This window comes from Burkholderia sp. BCC1208 (genome assembly GCF_902833095.1).
Lineage (GTDB): Bacteria > Pseudomonadota > Gammaproteobacteria > Burkholderiales > Burkholderiaceae > Burkholderia.
Map to the genome: position 1 here is coordinate 430,844 of NZ_CADFDY010000005.1, position 20,168 is coordinate 451,011.

General features: G+C 67.9%; 18 protein-coding genes. 9 read left to right on the forward strand and 9 right to left on the reverse strand.

Going from position 1 to position 20,168, the window contains the following annotated elements:
- Nucleotides 1-103: 103 nt before the first annotated feature.
- Complete coding sequence (locus HWX09_RS14675) at nt 104-3,940, forward strand: DUF748 domain-containing protein (RefSeq protein WP_027781659.1); 3,837 nt, start codon at nt 104-106, stop codon at nt 3,938-3,940.
- Between the two features lie 53 nt (nt 3,941-3,993).
- Here the strand turns inward: HWX09_RS14675 and HWX09_RS14680 are convergent, their stop codons facing one another.
- On the reverse strand, nt 3,994-4,215 hold the full coding sequence (locus HWX09_RS14680; RefSeq protein ID WP_011548933.1) for a hypothetical protein: 222 nt from the start codon (nt 4,213-4,215) through the stop codon (nt 3,994-3,996).
- A gap of 249 nt (nt 4,216-4,464) precedes the next feature.
- Here HWX09_RS14680 and HWX09_RS14685 point away from each other — a divergent pair, with 249 nt between their 5' ends.
- The 4 genes from HWX09_RS14685 to HWX09_RS14700 all read left to right on the forward strand — a co-directional run bounded on the left by HWX09_RS14685 (nt 4,465) and on the right by HWX09_RS14700 (nt 8,222).
- Nucleotides 4,465-6,141 (forward strand): alkaline phosphatase family protein, encoded by a 1,677-nt coding sequence (locus HWX09_RS14685; RefSeq protein ID WP_027781658.1) that lies wholly within the window; start codon nt 4,465-4,467, stop codon nt 6,139-6,141.
- A 159-nt stretch (nt 6,142-6,300) separates the two neighbouring features.
- Nucleotides 6,301-6,495, forward strand: coding sequence for a YqaE/Pmp3 family membrane protein (locus HWX09_RS14690; RefSeq protein WP_027781657.1), 195 nt, complete (start codon nt 6,301-6,303; stop codon nt 6,493-6,495).
- Between the two features lie 110 nt (nt 6,496-6,605).
- Nucleotides 6,606-7,922: a HipA domain-containing protein gene (locus HWX09_RS14695; protein WP_027781656.1), complete on the forward strand. Its 1,317-nt coding sequence runs from the start codon at nt 6,606-6,608 to the stop codon at nt 7,920-7,922.
- Between the two features lie 15 nt (nt 7,923-7,937).
- A complete protein-coding gene (locus tag HWX09_RS14700; protein ID WP_027781655.1) occupies nt 7,938-8,222 on the forward strand; it encodes a helix-turn-helix domain-containing protein in 285 nt (94 codons plus the stop codon).
- Nucleotides 8,223-8,345: 123 nt separating this feature from the next.
- Here HWX09_RS14700 and HWX09_RS14705 read toward each other — a convergent pair whose 3' ends face one another.
- The 3 genes from HWX09_RS14705 to HWX09_RS14715 are packed head-to-tail and all read right to left on the reverse strand — an operon-like array spanning nt 8,346 to nt 10,955.
- Nucleotides 8,346-8,525 (reverse strand): hypothetical protein, encoded by a 180-nt coding sequence (locus HWX09_RS14705; RefSeq protein ID WP_027781654.1) that lies wholly within the window; start codon nt 8,523-8,525, stop codon nt 8,346-8,348.
- On the reverse strand, nt 8,497-9,504 hold the full coding sequence (cydB, locus tag HWX09_RS14710) for a cytochrome d ubiquinol oxidase subunit II (protein ID WP_027781653.1): 1,008 nt from the start codon (nt 9,502-9,504) through the stop codon (nt 8,497-8,499). The genes HWX09_RS14705 and cydB overlap by 29 nt, the downstream gene beginning before the upstream one ends.
- A gap of 29 nt (nt 9,505-9,533) precedes the next feature.
- Nucleotides 9,534-10,955: a cytochrome ubiquinol oxidase subunit I gene (locus HWX09_RS14715; protein ID WP_027781652.1), complete on the reverse strand. Its 1,422-nt coding sequence runs from the start codon at nt 10,953-10,955 to the stop codon at nt 9,534-9,536.
- Between the two features lie 385 nt (nt 10,956-11,340).
- On the opposite strand from HWX09_RS14715, the gene ltaE reads away from it, so the two are divergent.
- Nucleotides 11,341-12,354 (forward strand): low-specificity L-threonine aldolase, encoded by a 1,014-nt coding sequence (gene ltaE / locus HWX09_RS14720; protein ID WP_027781651.1) that lies wholly within the window; start codon nt 11,341-11,343, stop codon nt 12,352-12,354.
- 105 nt (nt 12,355-12,459) lie between these two features.
- Here ltaE and HWX09_RS14725 read toward each other — a convergent pair whose 3' ends face one another.
- Nucleotides 12,460-12,672, reverse strand: a complete 213-nt coding sequence (locus HWX09_RS14725; RefSeq protein WP_027781650.1) for a DUF1059 domain-containing protein — start codon at nt 12,670-12,672, stop codon at nt 12,460-12,462.
- 181 nt (nt 12,673-12,853) lie between these two features.
- Nucleotides 12,854-13,759: an HTH-type transcriptional regulator ArgP gene (locus tag HWX09_RS14730; protein ID WP_027781649.1), complete on the reverse strand. Its 906-nt coding sequence runs from the start codon at nt 13,757-13,759 to the stop codon at nt 12,854-12,856.
- Between the two features lie 307 nt (nt 13,760-14,066).
- Here HWX09_RS14730 and HWX09_RS14735 point away from each other — a divergent pair, with 307 nt between their 5' ends.
- Nucleotides 14,067-15,137, forward strand: a complete 1,071-nt coding sequence (locus tag HWX09_RS14735; protein WP_027781648.1) for an MBL fold metallo-hydrolase — start codon at nt 14,067-14,069, stop codon at nt 15,135-15,137.
- A gap of 125 nt (nt 15,138-15,262) precedes the next feature.
- Nucleotides 15,263-15,922, forward strand: coding sequence for a glutathione S-transferase family protein (locus HWX09_RS14740; protein ID WP_027781647.1), 660 nt, complete (start codon nt 15,263-15,265; stop codon nt 15,920-15,922).
- Between the two features lie 99 nt (nt 15,923-16,021).
- Here HWX09_RS14740 and HWX09_RS14745 read toward each other — a convergent pair whose 3' ends face one another.
- Both HWX09_RS14745 and HWX09_RS14750 read right to left on the reverse strand, forming a co-directional pair.
- Nucleotides 16,022-16,714 carry a phosphatase PAP2 family protein gene (locus tag HWX09_RS14745; protein WP_027781646.1) on the reverse strand — a complete coding sequence of 231 codons (693 nt, stop codon included), beginning with the start codon at nt 16,712-16,714 and terminating at the stop codon, nt 16,022-16,024.
- Nucleotides 16,715-17,138: 424 nt separating this feature from the next.
- Nucleotides 17,139-18,371 carry an MFS transporter gene (locus tag HWX09_RS14750; protein WP_027781645.1) on the reverse strand — a complete coding sequence of 411 codons (1,233 nt, stop codon included), beginning with the start codon at nt 18,369-18,371 and terminating at the stop codon, nt 17,139-17,141.
- A gap of 101 nt (nt 18,372-18,472) precedes the next feature.
- Between HWX09_RS14750 and HWX09_RS14755 the strand changes: the two genes are divergently transcribed.
- Nucleotides 18,473-19,456: a LysR family transcriptional regulator gene (locus HWX09_RS14755; RefSeq protein WP_027781644.1), complete on the forward strand. Its 984-nt coding sequence runs from the start codon at nt 18,473-18,475 to the stop codon at nt 19,454-19,456.
- Nucleotides 19,457-19,485: 29 nt separating this feature from the next.
- Here HWX09_RS14755 and HWX09_RS14760 read toward each other — a convergent pair whose 3' ends face one another.
- Entirely contained in the window at nt 19,486-20,124 is a 639-nt protein-coding gene (locus HWX09_RS14760; protein WP_027781643.1) for a 2-hydroxychromene-2-carboxylate isomerase, read from the reverse strand.
- Nucleotides 20,125-20,168: the final 44 nt, after the last annotated feature.

Below are 20,168 nucleotides of genomic sequence, written 5' to 3' on the forward strand. Positions count from 1 at the left end.
GGACCTCCGTACCGTCACCTCCTGAGCCTATACTTTCGGGATAGCGTGCGCGGCCGCCCGGTTCTCCGGTGCGGCCCGTCATCCATTCCCGAGATATTCAAGCATGGCAAGCGCAGACAAAGAAACCGTACCCTCGACCCTCCATGCCCTCGGTGGCGTTGCACGCTCGCGCCGGACCCGGCGTATCGGCATCGGCCTGCTGATCTTCATCGTTTTATTCGGACTGCTCGGCTTCTTCGCGGCGCCGCCGCTGATCCGCCATGTCGCCGAACAGCAGTTGAGCAAGCAGCTCGACCGTCCGGCCACGATCCAGCGCATCGCACTGAACCCGTACACGCTGAACCTCGAAGCCGACGGCATCCGCCTCGGCGAGCGCGGCGGCCAGGGCGACTTCATCGACATCGGCAAGCTCGTCGTGAGGCCGTCGTGGTCGTCGCTGTTCCGCGGCGCGCCGATCGTCAACGAAATCCGGCTCGACGCGCCGCGCTTTCATATCGTCCGCTACGACGCGCAGCGCTTCAACTTCACCGACCTGATCGAGAAGTTCTCGTCGCCGTCGCCGAAGCCCGACAGCAAGCCGACGCAGTTCTCGGTGTCGAACATCCAGGTCAACGACGGCCGGATCGACTTCGACGATCGCCTGCTGAACGAAAAGCACGTCGTCGACAACTGGACGCTCGGCATTCCGTACATCGCGACGCTGGCCTCGAAGACCGACATCTTCGTCGAGCCGAAGCTGCGCGCGCGTTTCGACGGCAGCCCGATCTCGATCGACGGCAAGACCAAGCCATTCGCGCAGTCGCGCGAATCGGAGATCGCGCTGAAGTTCGACCGCCTCGACGTGCCGAAGCTGATCTCGTACGTGCCGGCGAAGCTGCCGGTGGCCGTGACGAGCGGCCTGCTGAGCAGCGACCTGACGGTCAATTTCGTGATGAGCGGCGAGACGCCGGCGCTGCGCGTGTCGGGCACCGTCGACCTGAACGACGCGAAGGTGACCGACCGCGCGTCGGCGCCGCTATTCGCCGCGCGCGGCGTGCACGTCGCGGCGGCCGGCCTCGAGCCGCTGCGCAACGCGATGCACTTCGACGAGATCCGGATCGACCAGCCGGTGGTCGACCTGTCGCGCGACAAGCAGGGTGTGCTGAACGTCGAGAAGCTCGTCGCGCAGCCGGCCGCCGCACCGAAGGCCGAAGCCGGCAAGTCGACCACATCGGCCGCGTCGGCCGTCGCCGTTTCCGGTGCTTCCGGAGCCACCGTCGCCGCGGCCAGCGGCGCCAGCGCCGCGAAGGCCGAAGGCAGCGCCGCCGCGAAGGAAGCGCCGCCGCTCGACCTGACGATTCGTCATTTCGCGATCGACGGCGGCACGATCAACGTCGACGACCGCGTGCCGGCGCCGCCGACCGCGATGTCGCTGACGAAGCTCGCCGCGACGCTCGACGGCTTCTCGCTGCAGGGCAAGACGCCCGCGAAATACACGCTGTCGACATCGTTGTCGCGCGGCGGCGACGTGAGGGCCGAAGGCACGTTCAATCTTGCCGCGAAGCAGGCCGACACGAAGCTGACGGTCGCCGCGCTCGCGCTGCCGGCGCTGCAGCCGTACCTGGGCGAGGCGACGCGCGCGCGCGTGCTCGACGGCACGCTCGGCGCGACCGTCAACGCGAAGACCGACTGGGGCAAGACGCCGCTCGCCGCGGAAGTCGCGGACAGCACGGTCAGCCTGAAGTCGCTGAAGGTTGCCGCGCCGAACGACAAGGCGCCCGCGATCGTGCTGCCCGACGCGAGCGCGAAGATCGCGAAGGTCGACGTCGCCGCGCGCACCGCGGAGATCGCGAGCGTCGACGCGAGCGGGCTCGCGCTCGACGTGAAGCGCCTGAAGGACGGCAAGATCGACCTCGCGGCGCTGGCCGAACCCGCGCAGGCGGCGGTGCCGCAGCGCACGGTTGCGCGCAAGGCCCAGGCCGTCGCGCCGACGTGGCACTACCGGATCGACGCGCTGAACGTGAAGGACGCGTCCGCGAACTTCACCGACCTGTCGACGCCGCGCCCGGTGAAGCTGGCGATCAAGCCGCTGGACCTGTCGGTGCAGAAGGTGAGCGACGACCTGACGAAGCCGCTGCCCGTGCAACTGAAGGCGACGCTGAACCGCAAGGGCTCGCTGAACGTGTCGGGCGACGTGACCGCGCAGCCGCTGAAGCTCGGCCTGAAGATCAACGGCAACCGCCTCGACGCGGCCGCGTTCGAGCCGTACTTCGGCAGCGCGCTGAACGCGACGATCGCGAGCGCGCTGCTCAACGCGCAAGGCAACCTGACCTTCGCGCAGGTGAAGGACAGGCCGCGCGCGACCTATCGCGGCGACGTCGCGCTGGTCGACGTGCGGATGCTCGACAAGGCGACCTCCGACCCGTTCGCCGGCTGGCGCTCGCTCGCGCTGTCGAACCTGAAGGCGAACTACGACGAGAAGGGCACCGACGTCGACGCCGCGCGCGTGACGTTCTCGAACTTCTACGGTCGCGTGCTGCTCGACGCGCAGGGGCGGCTGAACCTGAAGGACGTGGTCGCGAAGGAGTCGGGCCCCGCGCAGTCGCTCACGCGCGACGCGAGCAAGGGCGAGCCGGTGCCGCTGTCGCCGGGCGTGACGCCGCCGGCCGCCGCGCTGGCCGCGTCGGCCGCGGCCGCGCAGCAGGCGTCCGTGCCGGCCGCCGCGTCGGCGACGGTGGTCGTGAAGGCCGCGCCGCAGCCGCAGAACCCGGTGCGCATGCACTTCGGCGAACTGCTGCTGCAGAACGGCCGCGTCACGTACACGGACAACTTCATCAAGCCGAACTACACGGCGAATCTCGTCGCGATCAAGGGCACGGTCGGCGCGTTCGGCACGGATTCGACGACGTCCGCGCCGGTCGACGTCGCCGCGAACCTCGCGGGCAACGGGCCGATCTCGATCAAGGGCTCGGTGAACCCGCTGATCGAGAAACCGGCGCTCGACCTCACGGCGACCGCGCACGACATCGAGCTGACCAACCTGACGCCGTATTCGGCGAAGTACGCGGGCTACCCGATCACGAAGGGCAAGCTCAACGTCGATCTGCACTACCAGCTCGCGAACGACCAGCTGTCGGCGAACAACCACATCTTCATCGACCAGCTCACGTTCGGCGATCGTGTCGAGAACGACACGGCGACGAAGCTGCCGGTGAAGCTCGCGATCTCGCTGCTGAAGAACACGCGCGGCCAGATCGACGTGAACCTGCCGGTGTCGGGCTCGCTGTCGAATCCGGAGTTCAGCGTCGGCGGGCTGATCTGGCACGCGGTGTTGAATCTGATCGCGAAGGCCGTCACGTCGCCGTTCACGCTGCTCGCGAATGCGTTCGGCGGCAGCGGCGGCGAGGATCTCGGCTACGTCGAGTTCGCGCCGGGTTCGTACGCGTTGACCGACGCGCAGCAGAAGAAGCTCGACACCGTCGTGAAGATGCTGACCGAGAAGCCGTCGATCCGCCTCGACCTGATCGGCCGCGTCGATCCCGCGCAGGACACGCCGGGGCTGCGCGACGCGTACGTCGAGCGGCTGGTGCGCCAGCAGAAGCTGAGGGACGTGGTCGGCCAGGGCGAGAGCGTCGATCCGATGTCGGTGAAGGTCGACAAGGCCGAATACTCGAAGTATCTGACGCGCGCGTACAAGGCCGCCGACTTCAAGAAGCCGCGCAACCTCGTCGGCCTGCAGAAGACGCTGCCCGATGCGGACATGAAGCAGGCGCTCGCCGATCACGCGCCGGCCGACGACAACGCGCTGCGTGCGCTCGCGCAGCAGCGCGCGCAGGCGGTGCGCCAGTATCTCGACGGCAAGATCGACTCGAGCCGCATGTTCGTCGTCGCGCCGAAGCTCGACGCGAAGGGGATCTCGGACAAGGGCGCGACGACCCGCGTCGACTTCGGGCTGCAGTAAGCGTCATCGCCATCCGCCGCCGCGCCCGCATCCGCCGGGCGCGGCGGTTTTTTTCAGCGCCCGGCGATCGCCGGTTCGCGCTTGTCCAGCTCCTTCCTCGCGGCCAGCGGCAGACGCGCGTCGTCCCACTGCGTCAGCCATTCGACTTCCTTCGCGGTAAACACCTGTCCGTAGTTGCGCAACGCGTACTGCAGCGCGTCGACGACGTGATGGCGAATGATTTCGGGGGTACGTGCATCGTCCAGCACGAACCGGAGAGCTTCCAGGGTCGACATACTCGTGCTCCGGGTCAGGGAAAACCCTTTATCACACGCCAATAGTCGCCGGCCAACCCGAAAAAAAATCCGGCCGCACGGCCGGCGCACGGCGCGCATCGCATGGCGACCGCTTCATGTCGCTTGCGTTTGGTTACGTTTGACAGAGAACAGAAAGCCTGGCTTCATCCGTCCGCCCCACGATCCGGCGATATTTTGCGCGCCTGATGGCAGGTCACGGAGTTCAACATCAATCGATGAGGTGGGGTGATGATTTCGTTTTTCGGTAAACAGCGGAAGATGGCGGCGATGGTGGCGGGCGCGCTGGCGTTCGCCAGCGCAGGCGTGCATGCGGCGCAACAGGACGGTAACGATCAGGGCGAGGGCAACGGCCGGGCGAGCCGCGTCGTGAAGCACGTGCTGCTGCTCAGCATCGACGGCCTGCACGAGCAGGATCTCGCGCGCTGCATCGGCGCGAATACGTGCCCGAACATCGCCGTGCTCGCGAAGAGCGGCGTGACGTACGCGAATGCATACACGCCGGGGCTGTCGGATTCGTTTCCGGGCCTCGCCGCGCTTGTGACGGGCGGCTCGCCGAAGACGGCCGGCCTGTTCTACGACGTGTCGTACGACCGTAACCTGTACGCGCCGAGCGACTCGACATGCTCGGGCAAGCAGGGCTGGAACGTCGTGTTCGACGAGACGACCGGCATCGACGCGCAGAACGGCGGCGCGCTCGTGCACCTCGACGGCGGCGGCGCGTTCAATCCGCAGGCGATTCCGCATGCGAAGGTCAACGGCCAGTGCGTGCCGGTCTACCCGCACAACTACGTGAAGACCAACACGGTGTTCGAGGCCGTGAAGGCTGGCGTGCCGAATGCGCACACCGCGTGGGCCGACAAGCACGCGTGGGGCTACGACTGGCTGAACGGCCCGTCGGGCACCGGCGTCGACGATCTGATGCGCACCGAGATCAATTCGATCGACCCGGCGACGAACACAGCCTACACCGACGTCTATTCGCACACCGCGCGCTTCGACAACCTCCACGTGCAGGCGCTGATCAACCAGATCGGCGGCCGCGATTCGACCGGCACGAAGAATGCGCCGGTGCCGACGCTGTTCGGCGCGAACTTCCAGACGCTGAGCGTCGCGCAGAAGGCGCCGGTCGCGAAGGGCGGCGGCTATCTCGACGCCGACTTCACGCCGAACGGGCAGGTCGCGAATGCGATCACGTATGTCGACAACTCGATCGGCCATGTCGTCGCGGCGCTGAAGCAGGCCAACCTGTATTCGTCGACGGCCGTGATCGTCACGTCGAAGCACGGCCAGTCGCCGACCGATCACACGAAGCTCGTGAAGAACGGCGACACGCTGACGAAGCTGCTCGAAGCGAACAACTACATCGATCCGAACGGCAACTTCGGCCAGAACAACACGGCGACGGGCAACCTGAACGACGGTTCGGGCCTGGTCGGCACGGGCTTCGTGCAGACCGACGACGTCGGGCTGATCTGGCTGCGCGACCGCAGCCAGCGCACGGCCGTCGTGCAGACGCTGAAGGCGAATCTCGGCTGCAACGCGCCGGGGATCTGCGCGGACGGCCCGCAGGCGTACGTGCTGTATGGCGCGGCGCTCGCCGACCGCTTCGGCGATCCGGCCAACGGCCGCACGCCGGACATCGTCGTCCAGCCGAATCCGGGCGTGATCTATACGTCGAGCACGAAGAAGGACGAGGAGCACGGCGGCAACGCGCCGGACGACAGCCACCTCGGCCTGCTCGTGTCGTACCCGGGCCTCCATCGCGCGCGCACGGTGAACGATCTCGTCGGCACGAAGCAGGTCGCGCCGACGATCCTCGCGCTGCTCGGCGCCGATCCACGCCTGCTGCACGCGGTGGTGGCCGAGAACACGGGCGTGCTGCCGGGGCTGGGTATCGGGCGCTAAGCGCGGTAACGGGAATGCGCCCGCCGCATGAGGCGGTCGACGCAGGCGGCGCCGGGCGGTCGACGGCGCCGCCTGCCGTCGTGTGGCTTGAATTTCGCCGCATGCACCGGCATATTCGTCGCGCATCACCCGTTCAACGACGTACCGAGAGGATCGTTCATGCGCCTTCTGCTTGCCCTGCTGCTCCCGTGGTTCCAGTTCTTCACGATCGGCCGTCCGATCGCCGGGATCATTTGCCTGCTCCTGCAACTCACGATCATCGGCTGGCTGCCCGCCGCGATCTGGTCGGTGTATGCGCTGAGCCAGTACAAGACGGATCGCAAGATCGAGGCGGCGCTGACCCGCAGAAGCTGATTCAAGGTGCGCCTGCTCAGGCGTACTCGACGAAGAAGATTTGCATTTCGGTAGAAAAATATATACTTTACTTGCTCGCTGCTTGGTAATTTATATATATTTCTTCCGAAATGAACGCCTCCTGCACGATCCAGCTCCATGCCGACGGTGCCTGGCACGACATCGGCGTCGTCAACCTGTTCGGCGACCCCGGGGAAGGTTGGCGCGCGCGTGCTTATACCGGTTACGACGTCGAGTGGGCCATTCGGCATCGGCCTGCCCGCGACGCGCATGCGATGACGTGCCGTTTTCCGGTTGGCCTCGAGCCACTGGAGACACCGCATTGGCCTGTTTTCCTGATCGATCTGCTGCCGCAAGGCTTCGGCCGCGAGGAACTGTTGCGCCGCCTCGGTTTGCCGGAAACGGCGGAGCAGCATGCCGACTGGCCGCTGCTGCTCGCGGGGGCCGGTAATTCGATCGGGAATCTGCGCGTCAAGGAAGCGGCGCAATGGCTTGCCGAGCGTCAGGGGCCGCAGCAAGGTTTTACCGACGAGGAGGTGGTCGCGCGAGGCGACGCGTTCAGCGAATATCTTGCCGCGCACGGATTCTTCGTTGCGGGCTCTTCGGGTGTGCAGGGCGAGTGGCCGAAGCTGCTGCTGACCCGCGCCGACGACGGGCTGCTCTATCTCGATCACACGCTGCCGGACGAGCGCGCGATCGAGCATTACATCGTCAAGTTCGGACGTGGCGCGAACGCGCGCCTCGCGCAGATCCTGCGTCACGAAGCGCCCTACATGTCATTGGCCCAGCGTCTCGGCTTGCGCGTGCATGCGCCGCTGGTGCTGCGCGACCGCTCGCTCTTCATCCGGCGTTTCGATCGTGCGCGTGTGGGCGGTCGCGTTGTCCGGCTCGCTCAGGAAAGCGTGGCTTCGTTGACGGGCAAGGCCGGCTTCGGTGTCGTGCCGAGCCATGACGAGGTATGCCGGCATCTCGTGCGTCAATGCACGAACCCCCAGGCCGAGGTGGCTGAATACCTGTGCCGCGACGTCGCGAATCTCGCGTTGGGCAACAAGGACAACCATGCGCGAAACACCGCGTTGCAGCGCGATTTCGACGGGCGCATCGCGCTGACGCCGCTTTACGACTTTGCACCGATGTATCTGCATCCGGATGGCATTGCGAGGCGTATTCGTTGGGAAGGAAATGACGGTGGCCGGCCGGACTGGGCGCGCGTGCTTGATGCGGTCGTTCGGTCGAGCGAGCCGCAGACGGGCGAGACGCATGTCGTGCTGGACCGTGCTGCATTGCAGGCGCGGCTGAGTGCGATGGCGCCGCGTTTGCAGGAAATCGCCGATCACGGCGCCGGTCTCGGATTGGAGGACGACGTGCATGCGTTTCTGCGGCCTGGACTCGAGCGGCTTGCCGGTGAACTGGATGCGCTGGGCTAGGCGGAGGGCGACACGATGGACAAACGCTACAACGCGCTGCCGCTTCCCGAACAGCTTTCGCTCCGGCGGCAAGCGATCGAGGGCGTTCTCGCACATCCCGAATGGTCGCTGCGCGAATCGGTGCGGCACCTGAAGAAGACGATGCGGCTGACGAGTGCGGAAATGGCGACGCTTGCCGGCGTGTCGATCAAGACGATTCAGGATATCGAACAGGGGCGCAGCGACGGGACGGTGCAGACGATGAACCGCATATTCGGCATGCTGGGGCTCAAACTCGGCGTGGTGCGGCAGGACGCGTAGCCGGTCGCGCATTCGCCGCCGTCCGGCGCCGCTCACCCGATCGCCGGCCCGATGTCGCAAGGCGCCACGGCAGCGTGCAGTACGGCGAGAGGGCCGGATGCGGGGCGTTGCACCCCGCGCAGCTTATTTCACCGCAAACAGCGTCAGGTTCATGAAGATCTTGAACGCATAGCCCAGCGTGACGGCGCCGATCACGCCGCCCGCCCAAAGAACGACGAACCACATCCAGCCGCGCATCCGCGGCCGCGGCGCCTCGGGCGGGCGACCGGCGGAATCAGTGGTGGTAGTAATGCTGGTCTTCATGGCGCACCTTGCCTCGGAATACCCAGTAACCCATCGTCGTGTAGGCGATGATGATCGGGAGAATAACCGCTGCGCCGACCAGCGTGAAGGTCTGGCTCGAACGCGGCGCCGCCGCTTCCCAGATCGTCATCGTCTGAGGAATCGCATACGGGAACAGCGTGACGAGCAGACCGACGTAGCCGAGCAGCACCAGCGCCAGCGCGAGCACGAACGGCGTCATGTCGTGCCGGTCGCGCACGGCGCGGCGCATCCACACCGCGCACGCGGCGACCAGGAACGGTACCGGCAGCAAACGCCAGAACAGGCCCGAATCGAACCAGCGCTGCGCGATGGCCGGATCCTGCAGCGGCGTCCACAGGCTGACGACCGCGATGAAGCCGAGCAGCACGACGGTCAGCGGCCACACGACGCGATGGAGGCGCCGTTGCAGATCGCCTTCGGTCTTCGCGACGAGCCAGCAGCAGCCGAGCAGCGCGTAGGTCACGAGCAGGCCGAGGCCCGTCAGCAGGCTGAACGGCGTGAGCCAGTCGAATGCGCCGCCGGCGTACACGCCGTCCTTCACGTCGATGCCTTGCAGGAACGCGCCGAGCGCGATGCCCTGGAACAGCGTCGCGCCGGCCGAGCCGCCGATGAACGCGAGATCCCACAGCTGCTTCGTGCGCCGCGCCTTCGCGCGGATCTCGAACGACACGCCGCGGAAGATCAGGCACACCAGCATGAAGATCAGCGGCAGGTACAGCGCCGACAGCACGGTCGAATAGACGATCGGAAAGACCGCGAACAGCCCGGCGCCGCCGAGCACGAGCCACGTCTCGTTGCCGTCCCACACGGGCGCGACCGTGTTCATCATCAGGTCGCGTTCCTTCTCGTCCGGGAAGAACGGGAAGACGATGCCGATGCCGAGGTCGAAGCCGTCGAGCACGACGTACATGAAGAGCCCCAATGCGATGATCGCGGCCCAGATTACGGTGACGTCCATAGGTTTTCTCGTATGCGAAAGGAGTGGGCTCAGACGGTCTCGATCAGCTCGTCGACGGCCGACATCGGGCGGCGCGCGGTGTGATCGGGGCGCGTGTCGGGCAGGTCGTGCGTCGCGTCGTGCTCGACGTCGGGCAGCGCGGGGCCGGCCTTCATCAGCTTCAGCATGTAGTACACGCCGGTGCCGAACACGAGGAAGTACACGATCACGAACGTCATCATCGACAGGCTGACCTGCTGCACCGACAGCGGCGACACGGCCTGCGCGGTGCGCATCACGCCATACACGACCCACGGCTGGCGGCCGGCTTCGGTCGTCACCCAGCCCGCGAGCAGCGACACGAAACCGGTCGGGCCCATCACGAGCGCGAAGCGCTGGAACCACTTCGATTCATACAGGCGGCCGCGGCGGCGCAGCAGCCAGGCGAGCGCGGCGAGACCGATCATCGCGAAGCCGAGGCCGACCATGATCCGGAAGCTCCAGAACACGACCGTCGAATTCGGGCGGTCTTGCGGCGGGAAGTCCTTCAGCCCGCGGATCTCGCCGTCCCAGCTGTGCGTGAGGATCAGGCTGCCGAGGTGCGGCACCTTCACCGCGTAGCGGGTCGTCTCCGCCTTCATGTCCGGGATGCCGAACAGGTTGAGCGGCGTGCCGCCCTTTTCGGTTTCCCACAGCCCTTCGATCGCGGCGATCTTCGCCGGCTGGTGCTTCAGCGTGTTGATGCCGTGCTGATCGCCGATCACGGCTTGCAGCGGCGCGAGCACCAGCAGCAGCCACAGCGCCATCGAGAACATCTTCTTCACGCCCTTGTCGCGGCGGCCCTTCAGCAGGTGCCACGCGCCTGTCGCGGCCACCACCAGCGCGGCGACGATGAACGCGGCGATCGCCATGTGGAACAGGCGGTACGGGAACGACGGGTTGAAGATGATCGCGAACCAGTCGGTCGGCACGACGCGGCCATCGACGATCTCGAAGCCTTGCGGCGTCTGCATCCAGCTGTTCGACGCGAGAATCCAGAACGTCGAGATCAGCGTGCCGATCGCGACCATCAGCGTCGCGCCGAAGTGCGCGCGCGGGCTCACGCGGTTCCAGCCGAACAGCATGATGCCGAGGAAGCCGGCCTCGAGGAAGAACGCGGTCATGACCTCGTACATCAGCAGCGGGCCGGTGACGGCGCCGGCGAAGCTCGAGAAGCCGGACCAGTTGGTGCCGAATTGATAGCTCATCACGACGCCGGAGACGACGCCCATCCCGAACGCGACCGCGAAGATCTTCGACCAGAACAGGCAGAGCGTCTTGTAGTACTGCTTGCCGGTCTTCAGCCAGCGATATTCGAGCACGGCGATGAAGCTGGCGAGGCCGATGCTCAGCGCCGGAAAGACGATGTGAAAGGAGACGGTGAACGCGAATTGCAGGCGGGCCAGATCGAGGGCCGAAAGTGCGGTGTCCATACCAGATGACCGAGGCTGACGATACCCGCCGGCGGGTGCCGGCGGACCCCGGCAGACAGGCAGCGGGGTTGGCTGGAGTATGGGTCGCGATGTTGCACCGCGAAATGCGCCAACTCGTCGCAGATGTCCAGCCCGTCGCGCGCCAATTCGGGTTAAATCGTTGATTCGTATCAAGAAGACCGCTCGCGGCGCGTGTGGCCGCGGCGTGGCGGTCTGACGCACGTGCGTCAATATGGCGCGTCGCATCATCGGAACGACGTCGCGCGTGCGGAACCGGGCGCGCGGCGGCGGGCGGCAGCCGCCGCGCGAATTGCGTACACTCTCAGTCTCGTTTCGGCAGGGCCGGGCGCATCGGTTCCGGCTCGCGTTTACTCAGGGCACAGCGATGATCGATTTACGCAGCGATACCGTGACACGTCCAGGCCAGGCGATGCTGGCTGCAATGATGGCCGCCGAAACCGGCGACGACGTCTGGGGCGACGACCCGACCGTCCTGCGCCTGCAGGCGGTGGCGGCCGAGCGCGCCGGCAAGGAAGCCGGTCTGTTCTTCCCGAGCGGCACGCAGAGCAACCTGGCCGCGCTGATGTCGCATTGCGAGCGCGGCGACGAGTACATCGTCGGCCAGCTCGCGCATACCTACAAGTACGAGGGCGGCGGCGCGGCCGTGCTCGGCAGCATCCAGCCGCAACCGATCGAGAACGCGCCGGACGGCACGCTGCCGCTCGCGAAGATCGCCGCGGCGATCAAGCCGCTCGACAATCACTTTGCCCGGACGCGGCTGCTCGCGCTCGAAAACACGATCGGCGGCCAGGTCTTGCCCGAAGGCTATGTGCAGGAAGCCGTCGCGTTCGCGCGCGGCCGCGGGCTGTCCACGCACCTCGACGGCGCGCGCGTCTGCAATGCGGCCGTCGCATCGGGTCGCCCGATCGCCGAGCTGTGCGCGCCGTTCGACACCGTGTCGATCTGCTTCTCGAAAGGGCTCGGTGCGCCGGTCGGCTCGGTGCTGGTCGGCAGCCGTGCGCTGATCGAGCGCGCGCAGCGCTGGCGCAAGGTGCTGGGCGGCGGGATGCGGCAGTCGGGCATTCTCGCGGCGGCGTGCCTGTATGCGCTCGATCACAACGTCGAGCGGCTCGCGGACGATCACGCGAATGCCGCGCATCTCGCGGCCGGCCTCGCGCGCATCGACTCGGTGAAGGTGCTGTCGCATGCGACGAACATGGTGTTCGCGCAATTCCCCGAAGCCGATTGCGCGCCGCTCGAGGCGTGGCTCAAGGCGCGCGGGATCCTCACGCAGATGCTGTATGCGTCGCGCTTCGTCACGCATTGCGACGTGTCGCGCGCGGACATCGACACGTTCGTCGACGCGGTCGGCGCGTATTTCGCGCAGCGTCGCGCGTGACGCGAAATGCGCCGGCCCGCGCCGGGCCGGCGCGATCTGGCATGACGCAACACACGGAAGGGGTGACGCGGCGCGCTGTCGGTCGATCCGCGTCGTGCCGGCGGATTACGCTTGCGGCGGCGTGTCGACGGGTGGCGCGCCGTCGCGGAACAGCGATTTGAGCTGCGTGCGCAGTTCGGCGCTGTCGGTGTGCTGGTGCACCGAGACCGCATGTTGCACGGCGGCCTCCAGCAGTTCGTTGTCGGAGTCAGCGGAAATTGCGACCGAGCAGTGCATCGCGCTGGGAAACTCGCGGCAATCGATATAGCGGCGGGACATGATGTTCTCCTCACATGAAAGGGAACGGCCGGACCTGGATGATCGGCCGCGCGGCGCGTTCGCGAGGCCGATGGAAAAAGTATAGGCGGCGCGGCTGACTTTCTCGCCGCGACGCATACCGCGCCGGTAGCGTCGATCACTCGCTCACCCGCTCACCCGCTCACCCGCTCACCCGCCAGCGTTACGGCAACGGCGCGAGCAGCCGGCGCGCCGCTTCGACGACCCGTGCGGACAGCGACGCCATCGTCGGGGACTGCACGGTCCACGCGTGCCAGTACAGCGTGACGTCGGTCGGATGCGCGGGCGCGAGATCGACGAGCCCCTGCGCGTCGAGCGGCGCGGTGCCGATCAGCGGCTCCGGCACCATCGCGTAGCCGAGCCCGTGCCGCACCGCGGCGAAGTGCGAATGAGTGCCGGGCACGTAGTGGCACGGGTACGCGCCCTCGGGTAACCCGAACTTCTCCTTCAGAAACGACGATTGCAGCGTGTCGCGCCGCGAATACGCGACGACGGGTGCGCGGCGGGCGCTCGTGCGGTTCAGCCCGCGCGGAAACCAGCGCACCGCGAACGTGGCGGCCGCGAGCAGCCGGTAGCGCATCGTGCCGAGCGGCGTCGCGATGCAGCCGCGCATCGGCTTGGGCTCGGTCGTCACGCAGCCGACCGCCATCCCGCTTTCGAGCAGCGCGAACGTGTGATCCTGATCCTCGACGATCAGTTCGAACAGGATCCGCTCGCCCGCGAGCACGGACGTCAGCGCGGGCAGGAACCACGTGCCGAGACTGTCGGCGTTCAGCGCGATCGTCACGGAGATCGGCGATGCGCGCTCGGTCGCGAGCGTGCTCTGCAGGTCGGCCTGCAGCAGCGCGACGCGGCGCAGGTGTTGCAGCACCCGCTGCCCGGCCACCGTCGGGCGGCACGGCCGCGTGCGCAGCACGAGCGGCGTGCCGAGGCTCGCCTCCAGCGCGCGGACCCGTTGCGTGACGGCGGACGCGGTCACGTGCAGGCGCACGGCCGCCTGCTCGAAGCTGCCGGTGTCGGCGACGGCCAGCAGCGCGGCGGCCTGCTTCGGATCGATCGTCATCGACATGTCGGGGCATTCCTGTGATCGGAGACGTGAACAGGCCGTAGTGTAAGGCAGCGTGCGCGGCCGTCCCGGCGCGGCGCATCGTCCCAGCGTGCGCGATTCGTCGTCGGAATCGGTTGCCGCGCGGAGTGATGCCGGCGGCGCGGGCATTTTGATCTACGCTGTATGAATGGGCGAAACGCGGCGGGTGCGATGCCGCTCGCGCGGTGGCGATGTCGTCATGCCGACGCCGGCGCCCGGCTGCGATATGCAGCATGCCGATCCGACTACACCTCACTGAAGAACCAGACGACGACGGAGCAACAGAGCAATGATCTTCCGGCAACTTTTCGACCCGCAATCGTCGACGTACACGTATCTGCTCGCCGACGGCGCATCGCGCGAGGCGCTGCTGATCGATCCCGTGTTCGAGCAGATGCGCCGCGACGTGGCGCTGCTCGACGAACTCGGGCTGCGGCTCGTCGCGACCGTCGACACGCACGTGCATGCCGATCACGTGACGGGCGCGTGGCTCCTGAAGCAGCACACGGGCAGCGCGATCGCGATCTCGGCCGCGAGCGGCGCGCAGGGCGCCGACCGCTACCTGAACGACGGCGACCGCTGCGCGTTCGGCTCGCGCTACCTGACCGTACGTGCGACGCCCGGCCACACGAGCGGATGCATCAGCCTCGTGCTCGACGACGAATCGATGGCGTTCACCGGCGATTGCCTGCTGATCCGCGGCACCGGCCGCACCGACTTCCAGCAGGGCGACCCGCGCGCGCTGTATCGCGCGGTGCACGGCCGGCTCTTCACGCTGCCGGCCGCGTGCCTGCTGTATCCGGCCCACGACTATCGCGGGCTCACGGTGACGAGCGTCGGCGAGGAGCGGCGCTTCAACCCGCGCCTCGGCGGCGATCTCAGCGAAGACGATTTCGCCGGCTACATGCGCAACCTCGGGCTCGCGCATCCGCGCCAGATCGACGTCGCGGTGCCGGCGAACCTCCAGTGCGGCGTCGCCGCGAACGCGCCCGATGCGCAGGCGGCTGCCGACTGGGCACCCCTCGTCTATACGTTCGCCGGTTTCTGGGAAATCGATCCGCAATGGCTCGAGGATCATCTGCCGGCCGTGCAGGTCGTCGACGTGCGCGAACCGGACGAATTCGCAGGCCCGCTCGGCCATCTGCCCGGCGCGACGCCGATCCCGCTCGGCGAACTGGCCGCGCGCATCGGCGAGATCGCGCGCGAGCGGCCGGTCGTGACCGTGTGCCGGGCCGGCGGGCGCTCCGCGCAGGCGACGGTGATCCTGAAGAAGGCCGGCTTCGACGCGGTCGCGAATCTCGGCGGCGGAATGCTGCGCTGGCGTGCCGAAGGGCGTGTCGTGACGGATGGCCGGTCGTAGCGGCCCAGGCAGTCTTCCAAAAAAATTCCGGATCGATGTCGAAACGGCCGGGCGCCGTGCGTCGTCCAGGTATCCGATCATGTGGCGCTGCACGACGCGGCGCCGAAACCCCGGGAGACCTGTCAATGATGCCGACGCTTTACGCCCATCCCTTTTCGTCCTACTGCCAGAAAGTACTGACCGCGCTGTACGAGAACGGCACGCCGTTCGACTATCGCGTGCTCGCGCACGACGATCCGAAGCCGATGCAGGAACTGACCGCGCTGTGGCCGCTGAAGCGCTTCCCGGTGCTCGTCGACGCGGGTCGTACGGTGATCGAGGCGTCGATCATCATCGAGTATCTCGGCCTCAACCATCCCGGCCCCGTGCGCCTGCTGCCCGACGATCCGCGCGCCGCGCTCGAGGCGCGGACGATGGACCGCTTCTTCGACAACTACGTGGCGACGCCGCAGCAGAAGGTCGTGTTCGATGCGCTGCGGCCGGAAGCCGAACGCGATGCGCGTGGAGTGGCGGACGCGCGCACGATGCTCGACACGTCGTATGCGTGGCTCGACAAGACGATGGCCGATCGCGAATGGGCGGCCGGCGACCGTTTCAGCCTCGCCGATTGCGGCGCGGCGCCGTTCCTGTTCTACGCGGACTGGACGCACCGGATCGACCCGGCGTTCGCGAACGTGATCGCGTACCGCAAGCGTCTGCTCGCGCGGCCGTCGTTTGCGCGCGCGGTGGACGAGGCACGGCCGTATCGTGCGTTCTTTCCGCTCGGCGCGCCCGATCGCGACTGACGGGCGCGGCCGTCGCACGGCGGGCCGCGGCCGCGCATGGCCGGCAGCGCGCGCCGGGGCGACGGAACGACAGCAGCGGCAGCATCGCGAAGGTGCCCGTCACATCGTGCGCGTGGCCGACTGCGCGAGCGTCAGCAGTTCGTCGAACTGCGTGATCAACTCGAAGCACAGCAGGAACGCGAGCGTATAGGCCGGCGCGGGGAAGCGCCGGATCATCTCCAGCACCGGCGGCGCGAATCGCGACCGGATCGCGTCGCGCGTCAGCAGCCAGGCGATCGCGATGCCGATCGCCGCGCCCGCGATCAGGTCGGTCGGATAGTGAAAGCCGAGATACGCGCGCGGCAGGCAGATGAACACGATCGAATACAGCAGCGCGACGATGCCGACGCGGCGCGCGATGATGAAGATGCCGGTCGCGATCGCCATCCACAGCATCGCGTGATCGCTCGGAAACGAACTCCATGTCTGCAGCGTCGCCGCGCGCAGTCCGGCCGACGGAAAGTGCAGGTGCAGGTCGGGGTTGTAGATCGGCCGCACGCGAAACGGCAGCACCTGGGCAAGCACGCGGCCGATGGCCAACGCGATGATCCCGCTCGCGACGGTGGCGACGACCAGCTCGCGTTGCCGTTCGCGGTGCGGGACCGGCTGGAACCACAGCCAGCACAGCACGGGAATGAGCACGAAGCCCTTGAACGTGTAGAGGCCCGCGATCACGCGGATCGCGTGATTCATCAACGGGCCGAACGTCACGTGGGTGAGGAAGATCTGGATCGTGGTGTCGAAATCGTTCATGTCCTGTGCGACCCGGGCGGACGCGCAGCGCATGACGAGCGGCCGGCTGGATCGGAAAGCGCGCTCGCACGGAGCGCAACGGGGGCAAGTATGTCACCCGTTATTTCGAAGAAAATACGAAAAAATACCGGGAATCCCCTGATAAACCGGAGCTGCATGGTGGGGCCGGATGGGAGCGCGCCGTCCCGTGCGGCAGGGTCGAATCATCCGACGTTTGCGTGCGGGCGCGCACGTGCGCCGGAAAAATATTTGGGTGAACTGGACAATTCGACAGGCCGTTGCGGACCTTGCGCCGGATGAATGATTGCCGCGCTGGAACGGTGCGAATCTGCCGGGCGGCGCAGCGTCATGCGCGCGCCGATCAAAAATAAAAAAACGGGCAAGCCTCGTGGGCTTGCCCGCCGGCGTGACGCGATGCCCGTCTTCAGTTGCGCCACACCCGCACGGCGAGCGCGGCCAGCGACGTCGCGACGGCCAGCGCGGTCACCGCGTTCCAGCCCAGTTGCGCGAGCAACAAACTGCCGAGCGCGGCGCCGGCCGCCATCCCGATGAACATGCCGACGAACAGCACTGCGTTGAGGCGGCTGCGCGACGCGGGATCGATCCGGTAGACGATCGACTGGTGCGCGATCAGCGTGGCCTGCACGCCGAGATCGAAGCCGATCGTCGCCAGCGCGAGCAGGACGAGCTGCGCATGCGGCGACATCAGCGGCGCAGCGGCCATCGACGCGAACGACGCCGTCGCGATGCCGATACCGATCCGCGTGACACGCTCGGGGCCGTGGTGGTCGGCGAGCCGCCCGGCGATCGGGGCGGCCAGCGCGCCCGCGGCGCCCGCGAGGCCGAACGCACCGGCGGCCGCGCTGCCGAGGTGGAACGGCGCACCGTGCAGCATCACCGCGAGCGTCGACCAGAACGCGCTGAAACCGATGGCCAGCAGCCCCTGCGCGAGGGCGGCGCGGCGCAGTGCCGAATGGTCGCGCCACAGCGCGCCGAGCGAGCCGATCAGCGCGCGATACGGCAGCCGCGTGGTCGGCTCGAAGCGCGGCAACCCGCGTGCGGCCACGGCGCCGATCGCGGCGACGCTGACGGCCGCGAGCGCGAACATCGCGCGCCAGCCGGCCGTCTCGGCGACGAGTCCGGCCACGACGCGCGACAGCAGGATGCCGAGCAGCAACCCCGTCATCACCGTGCCGACGATGCGGCCGCGATGCGCGTCGTGGGCGAGCGTCGCGGCGGCCGGTACGACGTCCTGCGCCATCGTCGCCGCGAGGCCGATCGCGAAGCTCGCCGCGAGCAGCAGCCCGAGCGACGGCGCGACGGCGGCCAGCAGCAGCGCGACGACCAGCGCGGCGGCCTTGGTCACGATCACGCGGCGTCGGTCGAAGCGGTCGCCGAGCGGCGCGAGCAGCAGGATGCCGAGCGCATAGCCGAGCTGCGTGAGCGTCGGCACGAAGCCGATCGCTCGCGCCGATGCGCCGAGATCGGGCGCGAGCGCGCCGAGCATCGGCTGCGCGTAGTAGAGCGGGGCAACGCCGAGGCCGGCGGCGGCCGCGAGCAGCAGCACGAGCCGGCGATCGGGCATCGAATGGGCGGCCGGATGGGCCGGGGCATGCGCCACGCGGGGCGTGGCGTCGAGACGGGTCGGGGTGGACATCGCGTACATCCTCGGTTGAAGAATGGGATGGACGCGAGTGTGGCGGTACGCGGGCGGCGACGGTAGTGCCGGCAGGCGCAGATTTGTTATACGCTACACGCATGACCGAAAAATCTTCCCCCTCTCCCGCTGCTGGCGGGTCTCGGCGCATTCAGACGGTGCCGGTGGACGGCGCCGGCTATCGTTTCGAGCTGATGGAAACCTTCGTGCGCATAGTCGAGGCCGGCAGCCTGTCGGCGGCCGCCGTGCAGTTGCATACGACGCAGCCGACCGTCAGCCGGCGGCTGCAGGCGCTGGAAAGTTCGCTCGGCATGCGGCTGCTGCAACGCACGACCCATACGATGCGGCTAACCGTCGACGGCGAGCGTTGCTTCAAGCGGGCGAAGGAGCTGCTGGCGAGCTGGGCGGCGTTCGAGGCCGATTTGCGTGGCGCGCAGGAGGAGCCGGACGGGCTGCTGCGCGTCGCGGTGCCGCACGCGTTCGGGCAGCAGCGTTTCGTGGCGCCGCTCGTGCAGTTCCTGCGCGACTATCCGCGCGTGTCGGTCGAGTGGCTGCTGCAGGACGAGGTGCGTGATTTCGTCGGCAGCGGCATCGATTGCGCGATCCAGGTCGGCGAGCCCACCGATCCGGGCGTGGTCGCGATCCGGCTGACGAAGGTGCCGCGCTTCGTGGTCGCCGCGCCGTCGGTGCTGAACGGCGCCGACGTGCCGGCCGATCCGGACGCGCTTGCCGCGCTGCCGTGGCTCGCGTTGCGCACGTACTACCGTACCGAGCTCGCGCTCACGCATGCGGCCACCGGCGACACGCGGCGCATCGCGATCCGCCCGCGCATCACGACCGCGAACCTGTATGCGCTGCGCAGCGCGGCGCTGCTGGGCGTCGGCGCGTGCGTCGGATCGTCGTGGATGCTGGCCGACGATCTCGCGCGCGGCGATCTCGTGCACCTCGCGCCCGACTGGCAGGCCGCGCCGCTGCCCGTCTACCTGACTTATCCGCATGCGCAGTTCTATCCGTCGCGGCTCGTGCGGTTCGCCGCGATGATGCGCGAGGCCGTGCCGGCGCTCGTCGAAGGGCGCGACGGCTGAAACCCGCGGCGCCCGGTGGCGGCTCGCCGTCAGCCGCGCCGGATCCCTTCGGGCAGCGCGCTGATGCGGCGTACTTCGGGCGAGTCGAGCCACGCGCGCGACGTCGCGCAGTCCACGAACATGTCGGTCGCGTCCTCGCCCCAGAACAGGTCGCCGTCGAGTGCGAAGGTCGGCACGCCGAACACGCCGTCGGCGATCGCGCGATCCGTGTTCGCGCGCAATGCATCCTTGACTGGCTGGGCCTCGACGGCCGTCACGCCTTCCGGAAAGCCGACGGCTTCGCACAGTGCGGCGAAGCCTGCCGGCGTCGATACGTCCTGGCCGTCGCGCCAGATGTGCCGGAAGATCCGCCGGATCGCGTCCGGCGAACTGCCCATCGCGATCGCGAGGCGCAGCGGCTTGATCGGATTGAACGGGTGCGCGGGCGGCATCCGGAACGCGATGCCGAGCTTGTCCGCGCGATATTGCGCATGCCGATAGGTGAACACGCGTTTGGCCGCGATCTCCGCCGGCGCTTTCTGGCCCCAGTGGGCGAGCAGCGCGCCGAGCACGATCGGCCGCGGCTCGAACGCGGCGGCGGGCGGCAACCGGTCGAACTGTTCCTGCTGCAGGTAGGCGAACGGCGAAACGAAATCGAAATACCAGGTGGCGGTACGCGCGGCGTTCATCGCGGGTGTCTCCTCGTGCGGGGCCGGTTGACGGTTGCACGCGC